The sequence below is a fragment of the Rathayibacter sp. AY1C9 genome, from assembly GCF_002932315.1.
Classification (GTDB): Bacteria; Actinomycetota; Actinomycetes; order Actinomycetales; family Microbacteriaceae; genus Rathayibacter.
Genome location: NZ_PSVZ01000001.1, coordinates 91,007 through 112,234, shown reverse-complemented (window position 1 = coordinate 112,234; position 21,228 = coordinate 91,007). Strand labels below are relative to the sequence as shown.

Sequence of the window (21,228 nt, the reverse complement as noted above, 5' to 3'; positions counted from 1 at the left end):
TCAGTGTGCCGCGGAGGCGCGCTCCCCGCGACGGATCACAGCGGGTTGACGCCGAACGCCGTGGCCAGCTTGTCGATCTTCTTGGCGCGGCCCAGCCGGGGCAGGTCGCTGCCGTCGCGGATGACGCGGCCGCGGGCCTCGAAGTCGTCGAGGAAGTCGCGGGCCCAGGCGACGTCGGACGGCGTCGGGCTGATGACCTCGTTGATCACGGCGAGCTGCTCGGTGTCGAGGCAGAGCTTCCCGGTGAGGCCGAGCGAGACCGTGAGCGCGGACTGCTCGCGCAGCACGGGGTGGCTGTTCGAGACGGTCGGTCCGTCGATCGGGCCGGGCAGGTCGCCGATGCGCGAGGCGACGACCAGGCGCGAGCGCGGGTAGGCCATCGCGAGGTCGTCGGCGCTGGTGCCGGTGTCGCGGCGGTAGTCGCCGCTGCCGAACGCGAGGCGGAAGGTGCCGCGGGCGCGGGCGATCGAGACCGCCTCCTCGATGCCGAGGGCGGACTCGACCAGGGCGAGCACCGGGGTGGAGCCGCCGAGGCGATCGAAGGTCTCGGTGACGTGCTCAGCGGCCTCGGTCTTGGCGAGCATGACGCCGGCGAGGCCGGGCAGGCCCTTCAGCGCGTCGACGTCGTCGGACCAGAACGGGGTGGAGTGGTCGTTGATGCGGACCCAGGCGCGCTTCTCGCCGGTCAGCCACTCCGCGACGTCGGTCCGCGCGTCGGGCTTCGCCTTGGGGTCGACCGCGTCCTCGATGTCGAGGACGATCTGGTCGGCGCGGGACGCGTGCGCGGCGTCGAACGTCTCGGTGCGGGTGGCGTTCACCAGCAGCCAGGAGCGCGCGATCTCGGGGGCGACGTCGCGCCCCTTCCGCTTCGCGATGGCGGTGGTGGTGGTCTCGGGCAACGTCACGTTCGGGTCCTCTCGGTGGCGCGGTCCTCGCTCCGCGGACGCCACCGCTCTGCGACGGCGCCGGGGACAAGGGTAGCGGCTCCCCGTCGGCGGGGCTCCGGGCACTCCGGCGTCTCTCCACTCCGGGGCTGCGACGCCCCGAGCGCTCCGGATCAGCGGCCCTCCGGACGCTCCCACAGCGTCAGCACGGTCGTCGGCACCCGGATCCGCTCGCGCGCGACGAACCCCGCCTCCGCGAGCACCGCGTCCGCCTCGCCCTCCGGCAGCGCCTGCCAGACCCGGTCCTCCCCGGCGAGCGCGGCGAGCAGGGCCTCGCCCTCCAGGAGCACGTCGGAGTACGTCCCCGTCGTCCCGTACGGAGCGGCGAGGGCGACGTCGTCCACGCCCGCGAACGCCTCCGGGTAGGCGGCGAGCGCCAGGCGGGGCCGGAGCGAGACCGTCCCGGAGGAGCCGAGGAGGACGGCGTCGCCCGGACGGGCCCGCTCCTCGACGGCGGCCGCCAGACCGCGGAGATCCTGCCCGGCCGGCTTCCCGGTGACCGTGCGCATCTGCACGAGGACCGGCAGTGCGGCCACCGCGATCAGGGCGAGGAGGGCGACGCCCGTCCGGGCCCTGAACGAGTCGAGCGCGAGGCCGAGGAGGACCGCGAGGGCGGGCGTGCTCGACGCGAGGTAGCGGGGGGTGAACATCGGCTCGACGAGGAGGGTCCCGAGCACCAGCACCGCCGTCGGCAGCACGATCCAGAGGACGAGGGCCGGCAGGAGCGGCCCGCGCAGGCCGCCCCGCACCGCGGCGACCGCGAGGAGCGCAACGGCGATCCCGGCCAGCCACCACGCGGATCCGAAGAACGGCTCGACCATGACGGTGAACGCGGTCACGGGCTGCAAGCGGAGCCAGCCGACCTGGCCGCTCTGCCCGGCGGCGAGGAGCAGCACCGGCACGGCGCCCAGTGCCGAGAGGGCGCTCGCCGGGAGAGCCCGCACGGCACCCCGGGGCGCCGCGGCCGCGGCGAGAGCGACGAGAGCCGGCAGCACCAGCACGGAGTAGAGGAACACGGCGTTCGCCAGTCCCGCGACGGCCGCGAACGCGGTCCAGCGCAGGGCGCCTCCGGAGCGGGCCGCCCGCACGACGAGGACCGCCGCTCCCACCACGAGCGCGGTGGCCAGAGCGGAGGACCGCGCCTCGGTCCCCGAGAACGAGGACCGCGGGAGCAGCACGAGCACCGCGGCGGCGAGGAGTGCCGCCCGGGGCCGGTCGAACGAGCGCAGCAGGACGACGACGCCCGCCGCCGCCGCTCCCGTGGCGAGAGCGGACGGCGCGCGCACCGCGAGCTCCGACTCACCGGCGATCGCGATCCAGCCGTGCATCAGCAGGCCGTAGACCAGGTGCACCGCGTCCTTCTCCTGCACGAAGGCGAGGAGCTCCCCCACCGGGAGCCGTGCCAGGCGGAGGGTCGCGGCCTCGTCGTTCCAGTAGGAGGGGATCCAGGAGCCGACGAGGGTCAGCGCGGTGGCGAGGGCGAGGACCGCGCTCGCGGGCAGGGTCCGGAGCGCGCGCATCCCGCCAGCGTAGAGGCCGGGCTCAGCGCGCCGAGCGCTCGGCGAGACCCTTCGCATACGCGGCCTGGCCGATGTGCTGCGTGTCGTCGTCGATCACCGAGACCAGCCGAACCCCGAGGGTCACCGGCGGATCCCACTGCTCGTCGACGACGCGCTCGAGGTCCTCGTCGCCGAGCGTGTCGAGGAGGGCGAGCGTCTGCCGGTGCACGGCGTCGGCGTACTCCGCGAGCAGCGCGGCCGGCACCGCGGCGAGCGCCGCCACCTCGGCCGGCTCCTGCCCGTAGCCGGTCTCGTCGGGCCCGAAGGGCAGGCCGGACCGGCCGTGGAAGCCGTCGGCCGTCCACACCTGCGCGTGGCCGGCGAGCGGGGCGAGGTGATCGTCCTGCACCCGGACGAGATGCCAGACGAGCCAGGCGGGCGAGTTCGAGCGGGCGTCCGCGCGGAACGCGAGCTGATCGGGGGTGCTGTCGTCGAGGACGGCGTGCACGTTCTCGTGCACCCGGCCGAAGGCGTCGCGGAGGAGGTCGATGGCTGCGCTCATGCCGCCAGCCTGCCGCTCCCGCGCCCGGTGCGGCACCCCCTCCGCGCGCCTCGGAGGAAGTGCGGAGGCGGGTGCCCGATACTCGGCCCGTGACCTCCGGATCCTCGAACCTGGCGACGAAGCCGTGGCTGACCTCCTACGCGGAGGGCGTGCCCGCCGAGATCGACCCTCCCACCCAGACCCTCGTCGACCTGCTCGAGGACTCGGTCGCGCGGTACCGCCGCGGCACCGCCCTCGAGTTCTTCGGCGCCGCGACCAGCTACGCCGAGCTCGGCGAGCAGGTCGCGCGCGCGGCGGAGGGCCTGCGGCGCCTGGGCGTGCGCGCCGGCGACCGCGTCGCGCTGGTGCTCCCGAACTGCCCGGAGCACGTGGTGGCGTTCTACGCCGCTCTCCGCCTCGGAGCGATCGTGGTCGAGCACAACCCGCTCTACACGCCGCGCGAGCTGCGGCGGCAGTTCGAGGACCACGGCGCCCGGTTCGCGGTCGTCTGGGACAAGATCGCCGACGTCGTCGCGACCATGCCCGCCGACCTGGGCATCGAGCGCGTCGTCTCCGTCGACCTCACCCGCTCCTTCCCGCTCGGCAAGCGCCTGGCGCTGCGGCTCCCCCTGCCGTCGGTGCGCCGGTCACGCGAGAAGCTCACCGCGACCCCCCGCAGCCGCTCCCTGGTGCCCTTCGCGTCGCTGCTGAAGAACCGCCGCATCGCGCGCTCGCACCCCCGCCCGGTCCTCGGCGACACGGCCCTGCTGCAGTACACGAGCGGCACCACCGGGACGCCCAAGGGCGCGATCCTCTCGCACGCGAACCTCCGTGCGAACGCCCTGCAGGGCCGCGCCTGGGTGCCGGGCCTGCGCGAGGGCGACGAGACGTTCTACGCGGTGCTCCCCCTGTTCCACGCCTACGGGCTGACGCTGTGCCTGACCTTCGCGATCAGCATCGGCGCGAAGGTCGTGCTGTTCCCGGCCTTCGACGTCGGCCTCGTGAAGGCGGCCGCGAAGTCGTCGCCGCCCACCTTCCTCCCCGCGGTGCCGCCCGTGTACGACGCGCTGGCCCGCGCCTCCGAGCGCCACGAGCTCGACCTGCGCGGCATCCGCTTCGCGATCTCGGGAGCGATGAGCCTGCCGGTCGCGACGGTGGACCGGTGGGAGCGCGCGAGCCGGGGACTCCTGGTCGAGGGCTACGGCATGACCGAGAGCTCGCCTGTCGCCCTCGGGAACCCGGTCGGCCCGACCCGCCGGCCCGGCACGGTGGGCGTGCCGTTCCCCAGCACGACGATCCGCCTCGTCGACCCCGCCGATCCGTCGGTCGACCGCGGCCCGGGCGAGTCCGGCGAACTCCTGCTCCGGGGGCCGCAGGTGTTCCAGGGGTACTGGAAGCGGCCGGAGGAGACGGCCGAGGCCCTCCTCCCCGGCGGCTGGCTGCGCACGGGTGACATCGCGACCGTCTCGGCCGACGGCTTCGTGACGATCGTCGACCGGGCCAAGGAGCTCATCATCACCGGCGGCTTCAACGTCTCCCCCTCCGAGGTCGAGGGAGTGCTGGAGTCGCACCCGGACGTGACGCGCGCGGCCGTCGTCGGGCTCCCCCGCGAGGACGGCGGCGAGAGCGTCGCGGCGGCCGTGGTCCTGCGGGCCGGGACGGCCGTGGATCCGGAGGCGCTGCGCGACTTCTGCCGGCTGCACCTGACGCCCTACAAGGTGCCCAGGCGGATCGTCCCGGTGGACGAGCTGCCGACCTCGCTGATCGGCAAGGTGCTGCGCCGCCAGGTGCGCGAGAGTCTGCTGGACTGAGGCGACCGGAGCGGGCGGTGGCCCGCGAGGAGGAGGACGACATGGCGAGGATCGTGCAGTACGAGCGGATCGGCGGGCCCGAGGTGCTCGAGACCGTCGAGGCGCCGGAGCCCGAGGCGGGGCCCGGAATCGTGGTGGTCGCCGTCCGCGCGGCCGGTGTGAACCCGATCGAGTGGAAGGTGCGCTCCGGCCTGCGCCCGAGCCCGCCGTTCGACGGTCCGCGGAGGCTCGGGTCGGACGGCTCCGGCGTGGTCTCCGCCGTCGGTCCGGGAGTGACCGGTTGGAGCGTCGGCGACCGGGTCATCGTCAGCGGCGCCACCGGCACCTACGCGACCGCCGTCGCGGTCTCCCCCGACTCCCTCGATCCGCTCCCCGACGGACTCGGCTTCGAGGAGGCGGCCGCGCTCGGCATCCCGGTCTCCACGGCCTACCAGGCGGTGGTCTCGCTCGGCGTCGCGGAGGGATCGACGTTCGTCGTCCACGCGGGCGCCGGAGCGGTCGGCCGGGCGGCGATCCAGTTCGCCGTCGACCGCGGAGCCCGGGTGATCGCCACGGCGAGCCCGGCGAATCACGAGGCGCTGCGCGCGCTCGGAGCGGTGCCGGTCGCCTACGGGCCCGGACTGCTCGAGCGGCTGCGTGCCACGGCGCCCGAGGGCGTCGACCGCGTGCTCGACGCGGCCGGGACGGACGAGGCGCTCGCCGCCTCGCTCGCGCTGGTGGAGGATCCGCAGCACGTCGGAACGGTGGTCGCCGGTCCTCGGGCGGCCGAGCTGGGCATCCGGGCCTGGAGCGGCGGCAGTCCCGTGCCGCTGACCGAGGAGGAGCAGCGCCTCCGCCGCGAGGGGGTGCCGCTGGCCGCCCGGCTGGCGAGCGAGGGGCGCTTCGCGGTCGCGACAGGTCCGCGCCTCCAGCTCGAGCAGGCCGCAGAGGCGCACCGGCTCAGCGAGGACGGCCACGTCCGCGGGAAGATCCTTCTCGTTCCCTGAGCCGGGCCGGCTCCCGGCATCCGTCTCCCCACCGCTTCCCCCGCTCTCACCGTCGAGAAGGAGTCCCCGTGTCCACTGACGACACCACCCCCGTGATCCTGGGGGGCGCCCGCACCCCGTTCGCCCGCTTCTCCGGAGCCTTCGCGCCGCTCTCGGGCGTCGAGCTCGGCGCCGCTGCCATCCGAGGGGCTCTCGAGCGCTCGGGCGCCTCCGCGGCCGACGTCGACGCGGTCGTGCTCGGCCAGGTGATCCAGGCCGGAGCCGGTCAGGGCCCCGCCCGGCAGGCCGCGGTCCTCGCGGGCCTGGGCTGGGACGTCCCGGCGGTCACGATCAACAAGCTCTGCCTGTCGGGTCTCACCGCGGTGATCGACGCGGCGCGGATGATCCGGCTCGGCGAGGCGCAGGTGGTCGTCGCCGGAGGGCAGGAGTCGATGACCAACGCGCCGCACCTCCTGCTCGGATCCCGCTCGGGCCTGGGTGTCGGTCCGCGTCCGCTCGAGGACGCACTCCTCCACGACGGCCTGCTCGATCCGTTCGACCGCCGCCTGATGGGGAGGGTGACCGACGACGGCAACGCCGCACGGGGCATCCGCCGCGAGCGCCAGGACGCCTTCGCCGCGCTCTCGCACCAGCGGGCCGCCGCGGCACGGTCCACCGGCGTGCTCGCCGAGGAGATCGTGCCGGTCGCGGTGCCGCAGCGGCGCGGACCGGACCTCGTCGTGTCCGCCGACGACGGGATCCGGGAGGACAGCACGGTCGAGACGCTCGCCCGGCTGGCCCCCGCGTTCTCGCCCGAGGGCACGATCACGGCGGGCAGCTCGTCCCCGATCACGGACGGCGCCGCCGCGCTGGTCGTCGTGTCCCGCGGCTGGGCCCGCGAGCGCGGACTGCCCTGGCTCGCGACCGTCGCCGAGCACGGGCAGGTCGCCGGACCGGACAACTCCCTGCATTCACAGCCGTCGGCGGCGATCCTCCGGGCGCTCGGCCGCCGCGGTGCAGCGGTGTCCGACCTGGACCTGATCGAGATCAACGAGGCGTTCGCCTCCGTCGTCCTCCAGTCGGCGGACGATCTCGGCGTCGAGCCCGAGGCGGTCAACCCCGACGGCGGGGCGATCGCGCTCGGCCACCCTGTGGGCGCCTCCGGAGCACGGCTGGCCCTGCACCTGGCGCTGGCCCTCCGGCGCCGGGGCGGCGGGCTCGGCGTCGCCGCGCTCTGCGGCGGAGGCGGCCAGGGCGAGGCGCTGATCCTCGAGGGCTGACCGGCGGTCCGCCCCCAGGAGCGCGTCGGCGCCTCCGGCTACGCTCGCGGGATGAGCATCCTGAGCGCCGACGGCCTCGCCTTCGTCACCGAGCGCCACCTGGCCACCCTCTCCACCCCCGGCCGCCAGGGCCGCCTGCATGTGGTCGCCGTGGGCTTCACCTACGAGGACGGCGTCGTCCGCGTCATCACCTCCCGCGAGAGCCAGAAGGTGCTCAACGTCCGGCGGGGCGGCACCGCGACGGTCGGGCAGGTCGACGGCATCCGGTGGCTGAGCCTGGGCGGTCCGGCGACGATCGAGGAGGAGCCGGACGCCGTGCAGCACGCCGTCGAGCTCTACTCCCAGCGCTACCGCACCCCGCGCCCGAACCCCCTCCGCGTCGCCATCCGCATCGACGTCGACTTCGCCCTCGCCTCCTCCGGCCTGCGCGCGGAGTAGCCGGGTGGCCCGCGGCGACGCGCTGGGCGGGGGCGGCGCCGTCTCCTCCCTCCGCACCTACCGCTACGTCCGCCTCTCCCTGGTGGCGGCCGTGGTGCTCCTCACGGCCGGCCTCGTTCACCAGCTCGTCGTCGGAGGCCCGCTGCGCTCGATCAGCGCCTCGTACTACACCCCGGTCCGCTCCCTCTTCACCGGGGCGCTCTTCGCGGTCGGCGTCGCGCTGGTCGTCCTCGCCGGGAGGAGCGTGCGGCGCTTCCTCCTGCTGCTGGCGGGCATGACGGCGCCGGTCATCGCGATCGTGCCGGTGCCCCTCGCCTCGGAGGAGCTGCAGCGCCTCCAGGGAGCGGTGTGCCCGGCGGGAGGGGCGTCGTGCCTTCCCGCGACGGCCGCGGGTGAGGTCGCCGCCTCCCTGCCCGCCTACCTGGTCACGGCCGCGGCCGTCCTCGTCGCCTCCGTGATCCTGCTCGCCCTCGACCGGGTCCTCGACCGCTGGGCACTGGTCCGCACCGCGATCGCCGCCGCCCTCCTGATCTTCCTGGCGGCCTGGAGCACGCTCCCGTCGTTCCTGCGGCTCGGCCACTACGCCGCCGCCGGCGTCTTCTTCCTCCTCATCGCCGTCACCGCCGGTCTGCACGCCGTCGCGGTGCGCGAGGAGGGAGCGAGCGGGCCGGGGACGCCGCGCTTCTACTCCCGCTGCTACGCCGTTCTCGCGGTGCTGATCGCCGCGGTCGATGCGGCGCTGGTGCTCCTGCTGCTCACGGGGCGGGGAGCGGAGCTACTCGGCGAGCAGTGGCTCCTGCTCGGCGAGGCCGTCGCGCTCGCCCTCTTCGGGGTCTTCTGGGTGCTGCAGACCGTCGAGAACTGGGATCGTCCCGACGTGCTGCTCGTCGCGCGGGGCTGAGGGGGCCGGTGGCGGCCCCCTCAGCCGCTCAGCGCTTGAGGGTGATCGACGCGCTCCGCCCGAGGTTTCCTGCGGCGTCGTAGGCGTGCGCGACGATCGCGTACCGCCCGGCCGGGTAGGAGGAGGCCGAGACGGTCAGGCGCCACGTGCCGTCCGACGCCCTCGTCGCGTCGCCCAGCCGCGTGGCTCCGCTCCAGAAGCTCAGCTTCGTCGTGCCGACGTCGTCCTTGGCGGTGGCGACCAGGGTGACAGAGCCGCGCACCGTCGATCCGCTCGTCGGCGCGGTGATGACGGTCTTCGGAGCCGTCGTATCGCGCGACGGCGCGGGCGAGCCCGTGGGTGCCGGAGCAGGAGCCGCGGTGGGCGCCGACGTGGGAGTCGGGGTCGGTTCGTCGCCGAGGCCCCAGGCCGTCCACAGCTCCTCCGCGATCATCGCCTGGCCGGCGACGTTCGGGTGGAAGTAGTCGACGTCCGTCGAGAGCTGATCGAGCGAGATCGGAGCCGCCGTGAGGGCGCCGCCGTCCCACACGCAGTCGTTCGCGGCGGACGCGCAGGCCGATTCCAGTGCCTCGTTGAAGGCGGCCTCCCGGTCCTCCGCCGCCGCGAGCGAGGCGGTGTAGGCCGAGCCGGTCAGCGGGGCTCCGGTCGTGGCGTCGACTCCGCGCTGGGTCCGGCAGACCCCGCCCCAGGCCCAGATCGCGGCGCCCGGCGTCGGCTTCACGGCCTCCCACTCCGACTCGATGTCCGGGACCGAGCCGACGAGCACCGTCGCCTCCGGCCACTCCTCGCCGATCGAGCGCAGGATCCGGGTCGCCGACGCGGCGAAGGAGGCCGCGGGCGTCATCGCGTAGCCGTCGCGGGAGTCGGGCGAGAGGCTCAGCGAGCAGAGGTCGTTGCCGCCGATCAGCAGCGTAACCACGTCCGGCTCCTCCCCGGCCGCGACCGCGGCGTCGATCCGCGACTCGACTCCGCTGATGACCGCGCCCGACTTCGCGTAGTTCACCGCGCGGACCGCCGTCCGCGGATCCGCCGCCGCCATCCGGTTCGCGATCGAGTCGACCGCGGGCGCCGATCCCGTCGCCCAGGAGTTCTCGACGCAGTCGCGGTTCACCCCGCAGGTCGTGGCCGCGCGCGTGATCGAGTCGCCGAGCGCGAGCAGCGTCTGCGTCCCGGACGCCTGCGCCGGCGGTGCCGCCAGGAGCCCCGCCAGGAGCGCGATCGCCCCCGCGCCGACCCCTGCTGCTCTCCGCCGTGCCCTGTGTGCTGTGGTCCCCATGTCGTCCCGTCCCCTGGTCGTCCATCGTTCGAGTGCCTCGCGTGCTGCGAGAGCACGAGGGGCGAGCGTACGTCGCCGCGGCTCCCCCGACGGACCGGAGGAGGGCGGCTCCCGTCAGGCGCGGCCCGGATGGGGGACACGGAGGACGCACGGAGGCGAGCGGCCCACAGCTTCGGGCGCCCGATCGTCAGGACCTGCACGACCGGCCCGCGCGCTCTCCCGCCCGGAGAGCACGTGGACCGACGGCTCCTCCTCGATACTCTGAAGCGATGATCGGCCGTCGCCGTGGAGGGAAGAGGGATCAGCATGGACTACTCGAACGAGGACGATCTCAAGCAGAGGATCGGTATCGACTCTTGGAGGAATCTGTCGAAAGAGAAGTTCATAGCGTTCGCATCCGAGCTGCCGAACATGAGCGAGGAGCTCGCCCTGAAGGTCGTCGAGCAGTTCCCGGATTTCAAGAATCTCGTCCTCGACTCGTTCAGTGAAGTGCGAGATCAGGCGAGTTCAGCCGTTCGAGCCAACTGGAAGAGTCAGAAGAAGGTTCACAGGGCCTTCGCCGAGTACCGCGCCGTCCTGAACCGCGAACTGGATCGTGACACCCTGAGCGCGGCGGACCGCTACTCGGTCCTTCGGCTGTTCAAAGAAGCGATCGACGACGAAGCACTCAAGGATTCGGAGCACAAGGTGTTCGTGCTCCGGGCACTGGGCATCGTCGCGATGGTCGCAGTCGCCGGAGTCTCGACGGGAGTCGCCGTCCTCGGCGGTCGAGCCAGGATCGGCGGAGACGCCTAGTACCGAAGCCGATCCAACGGACCACTCCTCCGCCGACGAGCGCGTCGAGGCCGCGAGGCGGTCGACCCGCCGAACAGGCGAGGTTCCCGATCCGGCCGCCGGGAGAACACAGAAGGCCCGCTCTCTCGAGCGGGCCTTCCGTGGTGGTGGATCCGAGGGGATTCGAACCCCTGACCTCTTCATTGCGAACGAAGCGCGCTACCAACTGCGCCACGGACCCGTGCCTTCCGAGCCGTCACCGGCCCGAACAACTCGTCCACACTAGCACGGACGAGCAGGCGCCTCGCACTCGGGTCAGGCCCCGCGGCGGCGCTGCAGCGCCTGGTCGAGGTCGATCGCGTCGACGCCGTCCACGACGCCCATCGCGGCGAAGCGGGAGGAGGGACGCGGCGCCTCGGGAGCGGGAGCGGCAGCACGCGGGACGCGCAGCGGCGCCACCTCGGGAGCGGTCGCGGCGGCGCGCTGGGCGAGCTCCGCTTCCGCCGCGGCGGTGCGCAGGCGCTCCACGGCGTCGATCGACGCCATCGCGGAGGCGGCGACCGTGCCCCGGGAGAGGTAGAGCGGCTTGGGGAGCGGCTGCGGCGTCCAGCTCGCACGGTCCTCGGCGAGCTCCTCGGAGGCGTCGTCCGCCGCCTCCTCGGCGAGCTCGGCCTCGAAGACCTCGGCGCGCCGGCGCTCGGTCGCGGCGGCCGTCGTCGCTGTTGCGGCCGGAGCGGCCGCGCGCCGGCGACCCGGAGCCAGCAGGATCAGCGTGCCGAGCCCCGCGACGGCGAGGAGCAGGCCGACGAGCGGCACCGCACCCGTGCCGCCGAAGGGCAGCATCATGAGCCCGACCAGCGCGGCGACCGCCCCGACCAGCACGGCCAGCGCGGCGCCCTGGCGCCAGCGCAGGACCGAGGGCCCTGACCGCGTGCTCCGCCGTGCGCTCGCGGTCGCCCGTCGCAGCGCGTCGCGCGCCGCCTTCTCCGCCTGTGCCAGCTCCATCGCCTGTGCCTTCTCTTCGGCTCGTCGTCGTGTCTCGGTCACCCGGAGCCGGCGCTGCTGCAGCGCCACCTCGCGGGCTGTCGCCTCCGCACGCACGTGCTCGGGCACTTCCGCGGTCTCGGCGAGGATCCGCAGCGTCTGCTGCAGCCTCACCGCGTTGCGCTCGGTCGCGTTGTACGACCGCCTGCGCATCCACGTGGGGATCAGGTAGGCGACCCACAGAACGGCGGCGAGCGCCCAGACGACGCCCCCGCCCAGCCAGTCGCTACTCATGCGGACAACGCTAGGAGCACCGGGCACTCCCGTCCGTCATTACGGGTAGGTGTGTCCGTGCGGATCGCGGATCAGTCGGGGCCCCGTCGGAGGGACACCGGCGCCGTCGGAGGGTCCGGAGAGACCCGAGCGGCGCGAGGCGCGGAGATCCGCGTCGGTCGGCACGCCGACCTCCGACGGGACCTGCCCGTCGAGGTAGCGGCGGAGCACGCCGCGGGGCACCTCCTCCGCCACGAGGGCGAAGCAGAAGTGGTCGCGCCAGTCGCCGTTGATGTGGATGAAGCGTCGCCGCAGGCCCTCGTAGCGGAAGCCGAGCTTCTCGACCACGCGCAGGCTCGGCCGGTTCTCCGGGCGGATGCAGATCTCGATCCGGTGCAGCCCCAGGTCGAGGAAGGCGTGGTCGGCCGCGAGGGCCACGGCGATCGGAGTGATCCCCCGCCCGGCGTAGCGCTCGGACACCCAGTAGCCGATCGACCCGGAGGAGAGCGAGCCGTACCCGATGTTCGAGATGTTGAGCTGCCCGGCGAGCTCGCCGTCCCAGTCGATGAGGAACGGCACTCCCCCGCCGGCCCGCGCGTTCTGCTGCAGCGAGCGGATGCTGGCGCGCACGTCGAATGCGGCGCCTCCCCGGGGGTCGGACGCCTCCCACTGGCGCAGCCACGACCGGTTCGCGATCAGCTCCCGCTCGAGAGGGCGGGCGTCGCGCACGCGGATGGGGCGGACGGTGACACGACCCTCGGTGAGCGTCGGGATCGGGAGCGGCATGATGCGACCCTACTGCTCCGCCGCACTGCGGGAGGGGGACTGGACTCCGCGGCGTTCCGTGCTCTCGGGGAACGGACGAACGGACGGGATCCCGTGCCGCAGCAGGGGGTCCCGTCCGTTCCGGAGGAGCGCTCGCCGGGGCTCAGAGGCCGGCGACGAAGTCCTTCAGCCAGGGCTTGAGGTCCTTGCCGAGGTCGTCGCGGTCGGAGGCGAGCTGCACGATGGCCTTGATGTAGTCGAGCTTGTCGCCGGTGTCGTAGCGGCGGCCGCGGAACACGACGCCGTAGACGCCGCCGAACTCGGCCGGGTCCTGCGCCATGCGCTCCAGCGCGTCGGTCAGCTGGATCTCGCCGCCCTTGCCCGGAGCGGTGTGCTCGAGCACGCCGAACACGTCGGGCTTCAGCACGTAGCGGCCGATGATCGCGAGGTTCGAGGGGGCGTCCTCCTTGGAGGGCTTCTCGACCAGCCCGGTGATCCGCACCACGTCGTCCTCGTCGGTCGCCTCGACCGCCGCGCAGCCGTAGAGGTGGATCTGGTCGGGGTCGACCTCGAGCAGCGCGACCACCGTGGTGTCGCGCTGCTCGGCGACGTCGATCATGCGGGAGAGCAGCGGGTCGCGGGCGTCGATCAGGTCGTCGCCGAGGAGCACGGCGAAGGGCTCGTCGCCGACGTGGCGTTGCGCGCGGGAGACCGCGTGGCCGAGGCCCTTCGGCTCGCCCTGACGGACGAAGTGCACGTCGGCGAGGTCGCTGGCGTACTTGACGTGCTCGAGCTTCTTGTCGTCCTTCTTCTGGGACAGGTTCTGCTCGAGCTCGGGCACCGAGTCGAAGTGGTTGGCGAGCGCGTTCTTGTTGCGCCCGATGATCACGAGCACGTCCTGGAGGCCGGCGTCCGCCGCCTCCTCGACCACGTACTGGATCGCCGGCTTGTCGACGACCGGCAGCATCTCCTTGGGGATGGCCTTCGTCGCCGGCAGGAAGCGGGTGCCGAGACCTGCGGCGGGGATGACTGCTTTGCGGATTCGAGTGCCCATGGGGCGCCATCCTAGCGGCGGGGGAAGTCGCGGGAGTTTCGCGCCAGGACCGGCGACGGAAGGCGCCGGACCCCGTTCCGGGGCGGTCCGGGACGAGCGTCCCTCAGGGTCGTCCGCGCGGAGGCCGGCGCGGGGCCCGGTTCTAGACTGAGCGCATGCCAGCCGACATCACGCACGAGAAGCGGGCGCTGCGCGCCGAGCTGCGCGAGCGCCGCCGCACGCAGACCTCGACCGCTCGCGACCAGGCCGCGGAGCAGATCACCGCCCACCTGATCGAGCTCGCCACCCGCGTGGGGGCCCGCTCCCTCGCGTGCTACCTCTCCGCTCCGGACGAGCCGAGCACCCGGCCGTTCCTGGGCTGGGCCGAGAGCCACGGCATCCGCGTCCTCTTCCCCGTCTCGCGCCAGGACGGCCTGCTCGACTGGGCGGTCGGCGACGGCCACACCGAGACCCAGGGCCTGTTCGGCATGCCCGAGCCCGTCGGGCAGCTGCTCGGCCCCATCGCGATCAACGACGTCGACCTCATCGTCGTCCCGGCCGCCACCGTCGACCGGCAGGGGATGCGGATGGGCTGGGGGCGCGGCTACTTCGACAAGACCCTCGGCTCGATGGAGAAGTGCCCGCCGGTCTACGCCGTCGTCTTCGACAGCGAGCTCGTCGAACGGGTGCCCAGCGAGGTCCACGACCAGGCCGTCGACGGAGTCGTCACTCCCTCCGGCATCGTCGACCTGCGCCACTGACCCCGTCCTCCTTCTCCCCCACCCGCCTCCGAGGAGCCCCCTGTGCCCACCTACTCCTACCGCTGCACGCAGTGCGGCAACGCCTTCGACATCCAGCAGAAGTTCACCGACGACACGCTCACCGAGTGCCCGAGCTGCCAGGGGGCGCTGCGCAAGGTGTTCAGCGCGGTCGGCGTGACCTTCAACGGCTCGGGCTTCTACCGCACCGACTCCCGCTCCGGCGGGAAGTCGAGCGAGGGCGGCTCCTCCTCCTCCTCGGGTTCCGGCTCGTCCGGCTCGGGCGCATCCGGCTCCGGCTCATCCGACTCGTCGTCGGGCTCCTCGGGATCGGGCGGCTCCTCCTCCGGATCCTCGGGCTCATCGGGCTCGGGCGGCTCCTCGTCCGGCTCGGGGTCCTCGGGCTCCGGATCGTCCTCCTCCTCGTCGTCCTCGGGCTCCTCCGGGTCCTCCTCCTCGGGTTCCTCCTCAGGGAGCTGACCCGCCACCCACCGCTCACTGCAGAAACGGAACGATCATGATCAACGGCTTCAAGGAGTTCATCCTCCGCGGCAACGTCATCGACCTGGCTGTCGCCGTGGTCATCGGCGCCGCCTTCACGACCATCGTCAACGCGATCGTGACGGGGATCTTCAACCCGCTCATCGGCGTGATCTTCGACGCCTCCTCCCTCGAGGCCCTGGTCTGGCCCATCCGACCGGGAGAGAACGGCGAGGACCCGACCGTCATCGCCTACGGCTCGGTCGTCTCGGCCCTGATCCAGTTCGTGATCGTCGCCTTCGTCCTCTACTTCGCGTTCGTCCTGCCGATCAACCACCTCAAGAACGCTGCCTTCGCCAAGAAGGCCGCCGACGCCCCCGCCGCGGAGGACAAGGCCCCCACCGAGCTCGAGCTCCTCGCCGACATCCGCGACCTGCTCGCCAACAACGGCACCGCAACCACCGCGAACTCCGGCAAGCACGTCGACTGAGTTGCTCTGTCTCCTTCCGCCGGAGGCGGAAGAGGACCGCGGTCGGCTTCCCGATCGGGGAACGCTTCGCAGAGCGTTGTGCGAACGGTGCGTCCGAAACGTCGGCACGCGTTTCGGACGGCACCTGCACCTTCGGGAGGTCGCCGAACGGGACCTTCGGCGTCTCCGACGGGGACTGATCGGCCCTGTCTCCACGCGCTCCTCGGATACCGCCGGGCACCGGGCGGGAAGCGATCGGTCAGCAGGCATTGGACGGAAGCAGTCGGTCACCGGGCGCTGGGCGCACGCGGTCGCCAGCGGGCGCCGGGCCGAAGCAGTCGGTCAGCGAGCACCGGAAGGAAGCGGTCGTCTGCGGGCGCCGGACAGAAGCGGTCGGCCACCGTCGACGGGCCCGACGTGAGCGGTCGGCAGGCGTCGGCGTGACGTGGTCGCTCGTCGAGCAGGGGTGTGCCGGGGTGAGGTCCGAGGTCGCCGACGGGACATGTCTCGACTCGCGGATAACCGACCGGTCCGGCTGACGTCAGTAGTGCGGGGGGACGTCCTGGCGCAGGCGCGCGTCGTTCGGGCCGGTGTCGGGGCGCGCGGGCGGCGCGGAGGGGTCGGCGACCGGAGCATCGTGCGGCGACGGATCGGTGCCGGGCTTCGCGGGGAGCGTCGCCCGCCGGCCGCCGCGGGTGCGCCGCAACGGGCGGTCGGCACCCGCGGGGGCGTCGGGATCCGGCGCCACGATCAGTCGTGCGGCAGCGGCTCGTCGGGCTGCGTCTCCCCCGACGCCGGAGCGGCGGCGGCAGCAGGAGCGGCGGGAGCAGCGGCGGCGGCGGCAGGAGCAGCAGGAGCAGCAGGAGCCTCGCCGGCGGCGGGAGCAGCGGTCTGCTCCTCCCCCGCGGTCGCACCGATCAGCCCGGCCACCCGCGCGGCCACGGCCTCGGGGTCGGCGAACAGCTCGAAGTTGTGCACCCGCAGGTAGTGCCAGCCCAGCCGGCGCAGCAGCTCCGGACGCAGGCGCAGCGACACGCGCAGGCTCTGCGTGCTCACGTCGCGGTCGGTCTCGACCACCACGGCACGGGTCCCGTGCGCGGCGACGAGGGCCAGCTTGCCCTTGTGCCCGATGTTGACCCGGAGTCCGCGGCGCTCGAGGCGCGCGGCGAGATCCACCAGCATCGGCTCCGAGTAGTCGTCGCGGTCGCTCGGCTGGACGCGGTCCTCCGCCTCCTGCAGCACCTGCGCGAGCGCGACCATGCCGTAGCGCATGCGCGACTCGTCGATGTCGCCCGGGCGGAAGCACGAGACGATGTCCATCGAGCGGCGGGCACGGGTCATCCCGACCGCCAGCAGGCGCTCTCCGCCCGGCTCCGCGAGAGCGCCGAAGTTCGACAGCAGGCGGCCGTGGGGCGTCCGGCCGTAGCCGATCGAGAAGATGACGCGGTCGCGGCTCTGCGCGACCGACTGCTCCAGCGTCACGACGGCGAAGGGCTCGGGTCGGTCGCCGAGGATGAAGTCGCTCAGATCGGTGCGCTTGGCGAAGGCCGTCAGCACCGCCTGCTGCACCCGCACGGCGTGGCGAGGACTCGCGGTGATGACCATCAGCGACTCGCGCGGACGGATCACCGCGTGCTCGAGCACCAGCTCGACCACCTTCGCGACCTCGGCGTCGACGGACTCGACGGCTCCGGAGTCGTTCTCGGGCATGCCGTGCCCGCTCGCGATGTAGTGGAAGCGGAGCGAGTCGTGTCCGAGGAACGAGCCGGCCCAGGGCAGCGAGTCGATGCGGCCGCCGTAGAAGCGGCGGTTGACCAGCTCGGCCAGGTCCTCGCCGCCCGCGCGGTAGCTGCGGGTGAGCGTGACGGTGTTGAGCAGCTCGCCGAGTCGGGCGAGCGCCGACTGGGCGTGCAGCGCCTCCACGTCGGTCCGCGAGGCGGTGGAGCCGAACTCCGGCGTCTCGTCGACGCGCAGGCCGAAGGGAGTGGGGGTCTGCGTGACCGGGTCGCCGAACGCGACGACCTGCTTCGCCCGGCGGATCGCTCCGACGTTCTCGGCCAGCGTGGTCGCCCCGGCGTCGACGAGGAACACCGCGTCGAAGGTCGTCTCGGTGCCGATGCGGTGCACCTCGTACGGCGAGGCGAGCCAGGCCGGAGCCAGCACGCGCGAGAGGTGAGGAGCGGCCTTCTGCAGCTCCTGAGGGGTCGTCGCCGCCTCGGTGCGCAGCAGCGCGCGCAGCGCGTCGCGCTCCTGCGGCCAGTCGACGAGCCCGATCTTCCAGGTCTCGGAGAGCTTCCAGGCCAGCAGCTCGGCGCTCGAGGCGGCGTGCGCCTCGTCGACGAGCTTGAAGTCGGCCTCGAGCCGGTCGAGCACGCTCGTGTTGCCGCCGAGCAGCGCACGCTCGTCGGTCAGCATGATCTCGAGCGCCGAGCGCCACCAGGCCAGGTCCAGCTCGCCCGCGACCAGCTCGGCCGGCACGTGGCGGCGCGAGAGATCGGTGAGCAGCGGGTCCAGGCCCCAGTCGCGCAGGGTGGCGAGGAGGGTCGTCCGCTCCTGGAGGTTGGCGAGCACCTCGCTGTCCTCGGCGAGGCCGGACACCATCGAGGCCAGCTCGGCGAGAGGGAGCGAGGCGAGCTGCAGGTTCGTCCCGCGTCGGCCGAGCGGCTCGTCGAGACGGCTCAGCTGGTCGGTCACCTGCTGGTAGGCCACCTGCACGTCGGCGACGCCGACCGGGACCTCGGGGATCGTGCCGGCGACCGCGTAGCGCTGCCACAGCGTCCGCTGCTGCTGCACCCGGCGGAGCGCCGCGTTCAGGTCGGTGACGTGCGCGCCGGGACGCAGGTACTCGCGGGCGAGCTTCTTCAGGCGCCGACGGTTGGTGGACGACATCTCGGCGGCCTCGCGGCGCGGCGAGGTGGCGACGATGAGGTCCTGGATCGAGCGGTCGAAGACGGCCGGCTGGAACTTGTCCAGCGTCTCGCGGACGTCCTGAAGCAGACGCAGGTAGATGCCGAGCTCTGCGACCGACTCGAACGGGCGCATCCGCGTCTGGCCGATGACGTCCTGGGCGCGGTCGAGCAGGCGCGGCAGGTCGCGCAGGTGCAGTCGCTTGGCCAGCTCGTGGGCGATCTCGGCGTCGGCGGTGGAGTCGAACTGGGCCCCGTACCAGGGCGAGTCGCCCGGGCCGTAGCGGAACTCGCCCAGGCGCGCCGACTCGATCAGCATCCGGGTCGCCTCGGGGCGGCTGTGCGCGAGAGCGGTGACGGAGCGGCGGTCGAGGCGGGCGGCGGTCGACGGGGGCGTCCGCAGCTGCGAGAGGCGGGCGAGCTCCTCGAGGGCCTGCAGCGCCGAGACGCCGAAGCTCTCGTCGCGCCGGGAGAGCGCGCCGCGGTAGTCGAGCAGCACCTTCCGCAGCCGGAGCAGGGCGTCGTCGATCTCGCTGACGGAGGGGCGCGCGGCCTTCTCGTTGCGGCCGATCGACTGGATGAGGTCGCGGCGGAGCGTGCGGGGTCCGACCGCGATGCCGCCCAGGCCCGCCGAGAGCAGGCGCTGGTGGATGCTGTCGAGGCTCGACCGGCGGGCGCTGACGACCAGCACGCGCTTGTGCTGGGCGGCCAGGGCGCCGATCGCGTTGACGATGGTCTGGGTGCCGCCCGTGCCGGGAAGGGTCTTCACGACGAGCGAGTTGCCGGCCGCGATGTTCGCGATCACCTGCTCCTGCTCGGCGTCCGCGTCGAGGAGGAGGTTGTCGGTCGCCGGAGGACGCTCGTCCTGCGGGATGATCGACGCCACCTTCTGCGACTGCTGCAGCGCCCGCTTGGCGGCCGGGTTCCCGGCGACGGCGTCGAGGACCGGGTGCTCGAGCATCCGGGCGTCGCGGAGCATGTCGCCCGCCACGTCGGCGAAGCTCGAGACCACGAGGCGCGGGTGCACGGCGAACCACGGCAGGTGCGAGGTCAGGCCGCGCAACTGGTCGATGACCGGCTGCGGCTTGAAGACGCCGTTCTGCACGGCCAGCTCGACGAACTGCTCGGGGTCGATCGTGATGCCGAACTGCTGCTTGAGGGCGCGCGCGAGCTGCGGATTGAAGTAGGGCTGGCCCTTGAGCTTGAGCTCGAAGTCGCGGCCGTAGCGGCGGATGGCGAGCGGGCGCAGGAGCACGGGTGCGGTGAACTCCGTGTCGCCGGCGCGCCACTGGGCGAGGCCGATGGCGAGGTGGACGCCCTCGATGCCGCGGACCGAGCGCAGCTCGATCCCCTTGTCGGTGATCGCACCCGCGGCGTTCTTCGCGGTGCGCAGGGCGAGCTCGTCGCGGATGAGCGAGGAGAGGAGCGTCGTCTTGCCCGAGATGAACGGGGGCAGCCCGCCGGGGTGCGTGGTCGAGAGCTCGATGCGCGTCCGGGGCGAGTCCACGAAGTGGAGCAGGGGCGACGGACCGCCGACCTTGGCGAGCTCGTCGCGCCACGACTGCCACACCGGATCGGCCACGTTGCCGCCCTGGTAGCCGGCCTCGCCGCTCGTCACCTGCACGGGAGAGGTCGCCGTCGGGGAGAGCCGATGCGCGGACGCCTCCCCCTGGTCACCGGATTCGGGTGAGGTCGCCACCGGTCCGGCTCCTGGGAAATCGTCGACTCGTTGCACACGGACACCCTAAACCGGGCACCTCCGAAAGGCCGTAGCGACGCGGGTCGGCGGCACGGCACCTCCGAACGGCTCACCTGCCTGGAGCATCGGAGGCACGCGGAGCGCCGGGTCGGATCGGCGAGCGCGCCCGCCCGATCGGGGCGGGCGGGGGTCAGGAGTGCCAGACGGCCAGGGGCGGCGCCGTCTCGACCCGGCGCTCGTCGCCGACCACGCGGATCCGGCTGCTCACGCGGTCGTGCCCGGCGGCCGCGGCGACCGCGGTCATGACGAGCCGGGCGTGGTCGCGCGTGAGATGCCCGAAGGCGCTCCGCAGATCGACGGGGCGGCCGGTGGCGAGCGACACGGCGATGCGCGCGACCGCCTCCTCCGAGAGGTCGAGGAGGCACGCCTGCTCGACGAGGACGGCGAAGTCGATCCGCGGCGCGGCCTCCGTGGCGGCACCAGCCGCCCACGGGTGCTCGGGGCGGAGGCATCCGGCGCGGACGAGGAGCTGCTCCGCGGCCTCGAGGCCGGGCCCGGCGAGGACGGGGATCATGCCGCGGTCCGCTCGGCGCGGCGCCCGGAGGCGCGGACCCCGACGGACACGACGGCCGACAGCAGGCAGGCGACGCCGGCGATCAGCGGCGCGAGCCAGCCGAGGACGCTCACCTCGTCGACGTCCGTGCCGAAGTACTGCCAGTGCGCGATGGCGTAGACGAAGAGGGAGAAGAAGCTGAGCGCGACGCCCGTGAGCGCCGACACCAGGTCCGCCGGACGGACGAGGGGCTCGTGCTTGGCAGAGGCGGCCTGCTCGATCGCGGGCTCGGAGAGGGCGGCGGCCGGGACCTGCGGGAGGGTCGCGGTGGCGGGGTGCTGCGTCATGTCTCCGAGGGAACCAGCCTCGCGGTGTCACGGTCGTCACTCGCTGGCATGACGTCCTGAGCCGAGCGGATGGTGGCGCAGTCGGCCGGTCAGGGAGCGACGGGGACGTCCGCTCGGGCCGGTCGGCGTCCGAGCGACGACTGGAACCGCAGCAGGTACCCGTCCGGATCGGCCACCACCAGCTGACGGACGCCCGCCTCCTCCGCTCCGACCCGGTACCAGCGGGTCTCGAGCGGCGAGAACAGCGGCGTCCCGGCCTCGGCGAGCGCCGCTGCCGTCCGGTCGGCGTCGTCGACGTGCAGCTGCAGGTTCATCCCCCGGCCGAGCGGGCGCTCCAGCGGTGCCGCGATCCAGTTGCGGCCCCGCCCCGCCTCTTCGAGCATCACGTGCGCGGAGCCGAGGACCAGGTACGCGAAGCCCTCCTCGGGCCGGGCGTAGTGGATCCGGAACCCGCAGGGACCGCACCAGAACCCGAGGCTCCGGTCGAGGTCGGCGACGAGCAGCTCGGGGACGAGATCGGGATCGGCCATCC

The 21,228-nt window shown here is 73.4% G+C and carries 21 protein-coding genes and 1 tRNA gene; 9 read left to right on the top strand and 13 right to left on the bottom strand.

What is annotated here, in order from left to right:
* Nucleotides 1-35: 35 nt before the first annotated feature.
* The 3 genes from C5D09_RS00610 to C5D09_RS00600 all read right to left on the bottom strand — a co-directional run bounded on the left by C5D09_RS00610 (nt 36) and on the right by C5D09_RS00600 (nt 3,005).
* Nucleotides 36-899, bottom strand: a complete 864-nt coding sequence (locus C5D09_RS00610; RefSeq protein WP_208543400.1) for a CoA ester lyase — start codon at nt 897-899, stop codon at nt 36-38.
* A 158-nt stretch (nt 900-1,057) separates the two neighbouring features.
* Nucleotides 1,058-2,464, bottom strand: coding sequence for a glycosyltransferase family 39 protein (locus C5D09_RS00605; protein ID WP_181134991.1), 1,407 nt, complete (start codon nt 2,462-2,464; stop codon nt 1,058-1,060).
* Between the two features lie 22 nt (nt 2,465-2,486).
* Nucleotides 2,487-3,005 (bottom strand): DinB family protein, encoded by a 519-nt coding sequence (locus C5D09_RS00600; RefSeq protein WP_104268391.1) that lies wholly within the window; start codon nt 3,003-3,005, stop codon nt 2,487-2,489.
* A gap of 89 nt (nt 3,006-3,094) precedes the next feature.
* Between C5D09_RS00600 and C5D09_RS00595 the strand changes: the two genes are divergently transcribed.
* The 5 genes from C5D09_RS00595 to C5D09_RS00575 all read left to right on the top strand — a co-directional run bounded on the left by C5D09_RS00595 (nt 3,095) and on the right by C5D09_RS00575 (nt 8,379).
* Nucleotides 3,095-4,795: a long-chain-fatty-acid--CoA ligase gene (locus tag C5D09_RS00595; RefSeq protein ID WP_104268390.1), complete on the top strand. Its 1,701-nt coding sequence runs from the start codon at nt 3,095-3,097 to the stop codon at nt 4,793-4,795.
* Between the two features lie 41 nt (nt 4,796-4,836).
* On the top strand, nt 4,837-5,781 hold the full coding sequence (locus C5D09_RS00590; RefSeq protein WP_104268518.1) for an NADP-dependent oxidoreductase: 945 nt from the start codon (nt 4,837-4,839) through the stop codon (nt 5,779-5,781).
* 68 nt (nt 5,782-5,849) lie between these two features.
* Complete coding sequence (locus C5D09_RS00585; RefSeq protein ID WP_104232853.1) at nt 5,850-7,040, top strand: acetyl-CoA C-acyltransferase; 1,191 nt, start codon at nt 5,850-5,852, stop codon at nt 7,038-7,040.
* Between the two features lie 51 nt (nt 7,041-7,091).
* On the top strand, nt 7,092-7,478 hold the full coding sequence (locus C5D09_RS00580; RefSeq protein WP_104223212.1) for a pyridoxamine 5'-phosphate oxidase family protein: 387 nt from the start codon (nt 7,092-7,094) through the stop codon (nt 7,476-7,478).
* A gap of 4 nt (nt 7,479-7,482) precedes the next feature.
* Entirely contained in the window at nt 7,483-8,379 is an 897-nt protein-coding gene (locus C5D09_RS00575; protein WP_104268389.1) for a hypothetical protein, read from the top strand.
* A 28-nt stretch (nt 8,380-8,407) separates the two neighbouring features.
* Here the strand turns inward: C5D09_RS00575 and C5D09_RS00570 are convergent, their stop codons facing one another.
* On the bottom strand, nt 8,408-9,655 hold the full coding sequence (locus C5D09_RS00570; protein ID WP_104268388.1) for a GDSL-type esterase/lipase family protein: 1,248 nt from the start codon (nt 9,653-9,655) through the stop codon (nt 8,408-8,410).
* A 306-nt stretch (nt 9,656-9,961) separates the two neighbouring features.
* Here C5D09_RS00570 and C5D09_RS00565 point away from each other — a divergent pair, with 306 nt between their 5' ends.
* Nucleotides 9,962-10,450: a hypothetical protein gene (locus C5D09_RS00565; protein ID WP_104268387.1), complete on the top strand. Its 489-nt coding sequence runs from the start codon at nt 9,962-9,964 to the stop codon at nt 10,448-10,450.
* A gap of 144 nt (nt 10,451-10,594) precedes the next feature.
* On the opposite strand, the gene C5D09_RS00560 is transcribed toward C5D09_RS00565, so the two are convergent.
* From C5D09_RS00560 to galU, 4 genes are all read right to left on the bottom strand, one after another.
* Nucleotides 10,595-10,670 (bottom strand) — tRNA-Ala (locus C5D09_RS00560).
* Nucleotides 10,671-10,744: 74 nt separating this feature from the next.
* Entirely contained in the window at nt 10,745-11,707 is a 963-nt protein-coding gene (locus C5D09_RS00555) for a hypothetical protein (RefSeq protein WP_104266858.1), read from the bottom strand.
* 39 nt (nt 11,708-11,746) lie between these two features.
* Entirely contained in the window at nt 11,747-12,472 is a 726-nt protein-coding gene (locus C5D09_RS00550) for a GNAT family N-acetyltransferase (protein ID WP_104223217.1), read from the bottom strand.
* A 142-nt stretch (nt 12,473-12,614) separates the two neighbouring features.
* A complete protein-coding gene (gene galU, locus C5D09_RS00545) occupies nt 12,615-13,505 on the bottom strand; it encodes a UTP--glucose-1-phosphate uridylyltransferase GalU (RefSeq protein ID WP_104223218.1) in 891 nt (296 codons plus the stop codon).
* A 155-nt stretch (nt 13,506-13,660) separates the two neighbouring features.
* On the opposite strand from galU, the gene C5D09_RS00540 reads away from it, so the two are divergent.
* From C5D09_RS00540 to mscL, 3 genes are read left to right on the top strand one after another with little or no spacing between them, the layout of a single operon-like run.
* Entirely contained in the window at nt 13,661-14,245 is a 585-nt protein-coding gene (locus tag C5D09_RS00540) for a 5-formyltetrahydrofolate cyclo-ligase (RefSeq protein ID WP_104268386.1), read from the top strand.
* A gap of 42 nt (nt 14,246-14,287) precedes the next feature.
* A complete protein-coding gene (locus C5D09_RS00535) occupies nt 14,288-14,722 on the top strand; it encodes an FmdB family zinc ribbon protein (RefSeq protein WP_104268385.1) in 435 nt (144 codons plus the stop codon).
* Between the two features lie 37 nt (nt 14,723-14,759).
* Nucleotides 14,760-15,212 carry a large conductance mechanosensitive channel protein MscL gene (mscL, locus tag C5D09_RS00530; protein WP_181027096.1) on the top strand — a complete coding sequence of 151 codons (453 nt, stop codon included), beginning with the start codon at nt 14,760-14,762 and terminating at the stop codon, nt 15,210-15,212.
* Between the two features lie 520 nt (nt 15,213-15,732).
* On the opposite strand, the gene C5D09_RS17320 is transcribed toward mscL, so the two are convergent.
* The 5 genes from C5D09_RS17320 to C5D09_RS00510 all read right to left on the bottom strand — a co-directional run bounded on the left by C5D09_RS17320 (nt 15,733) and on the right by C5D09_RS00510 (nt 21,226).
* Nucleotides 15,733-15,939, bottom strand: coding sequence for a hypothetical protein (locus C5D09_RS17320; protein WP_104232858.1), 207 nt, complete (start codon nt 15,937-15,939; stop codon nt 15,733-15,735).
* Between the two features lie 2 nt (nt 15,940-15,941).
* A complete protein-coding gene (locus tag C5D09_RS00525; RefSeq protein WP_374953042.1) occupies nt 15,942-19,796 on the bottom strand; it encodes a DEAD/DEAH box helicase in 3,855 nt (1,284 codons plus the stop codon).
* 190 nt (nt 19,797-19,986) lie between these two features.
* Nucleotides 19,987-20,370: a hypothetical protein gene (locus tag C5D09_RS00520; RefSeq protein ID WP_104268384.1), complete on the bottom strand. Its 384-nt coding sequence runs from the start codon at nt 20,368-20,370 to the stop codon at nt 19,987-19,989.
* Nucleotides 20,367-20,696, bottom strand: a complete 330-nt coding sequence (locus C5D09_RS00515; protein WP_104268383.1) for a hypothetical protein — start codon at nt 20,694-20,696, stop codon at nt 20,367-20,369. The genes C5D09_RS00520 and C5D09_RS00515 overlap by 4 nt, the downstream gene beginning before the upstream one ends.
* Nucleotides 20,697-20,785: 89 nt before the next feature.
* On the bottom strand, nt 20,786-21,226 hold the full coding sequence (locus C5D09_RS00510; RefSeq protein WP_104225074.1) for a VOC family protein: 441 nt from the start codon (nt 21,224-21,226) through the stop codon (nt 20,786-20,788).
* Between the last annotated feature and the right edge of the window lie 2 nt (nt 21,227-21,228).

Coding starts and splice junctions, on each gene's coding strand:
- C5D09_RS00605 (WP_181134991.1), bottom strand. CDS start 2,464: ATGCGCGCGCTCCGGACCCTGCCCGCGAGCGCGGTCCTCGCCCTCGCC.
- C5D09_RS00600 (WP_104268391.1), bottom strand. CDS start 3,005: ATGAGCGCAGCCATCGACCTCCTCCGCGACGCCTTCGGCCGGGTGCAC.
- C5D09_RS00590 (WP_104268518.1), top strand. CDS start 4,837: ATGGCGAGGATCGTGCAGTACGAGCGGATCGGCGGGCCCGAGGTGCTC.
- C5D09_RS00580 (WP_104223212.1), top strand. CDS start 7,092: ATGAGCATCCTGAGCGCCGACGGCCTCGCCTTCGTCACCGAGCGCCAC.
- C5D09_RS00570 (WP_104268388.1), bottom strand. CDS start 9,655: ATGGGGACCACAGCACACAGGGCACGGCGGAGAGCAGCAGGGGTCGGC.
- C5D09_RS00565 (WP_104268387.1), top strand. CDS start 9,962: ATGGACTACTCGAACGAGGACGATCTCAAGCAGAGGATCGGTATCGAC.
- C5D09_RS00555 (WP_104266858.1), bottom strand. CDS start 11,707: ATGAGTAGCGACTGGCTGGGCGGGGGCGTCGTCTGGGCGCTCGCCGCC.
- C5D09_RS00550 (WP_104223217.1), bottom strand. CDS start 12,472: ATGCCGCTCCCGATCCCGACGCTCACCGAGGGTCGTGTCACCGTCCGC.
- galU (WP_104223218.1), bottom strand. CDS start 13,505: ATGGGCACTCGAATCCGCAAAGCAGTCATCCCCGCCGCAGGTCTCGGC.
- C5D09_RS00540 (WP_104268386.1), top strand. CDS start 13,661: ATGCCAGCCGACATCACGCACGAGAAGCGGGCGCTGCGCGCCGAGCTG.
- mscL (WP_181027096.1), top strand. CDS start 14,760: ATGATCAACGGCTTCAAGGAGTTCATCCTCCGCGGCAACGTCATCGAC.
- C5D09_RS00520 (WP_104268384.1), bottom strand. CDS start 20,370: ATGATCCCCGTCCTCGCCGGGCCCGGCCTCGAGGCCGCGGAGCAGCTC.
- C5D09_RS00515 (WP_104268383.1), bottom strand. CDS start 20,696: ATGACGCAGCACCCCGCCACCGCGACCCTCCCGCAGGTCCCGGCCGCC.
- C5D09_RS00510 (WP_104225074.1), bottom strand. CDS start 21,226: ATGGCCGATCCCGATCTCGTCCCCGAGCTGCTCGTCGCCGACCTCGAC.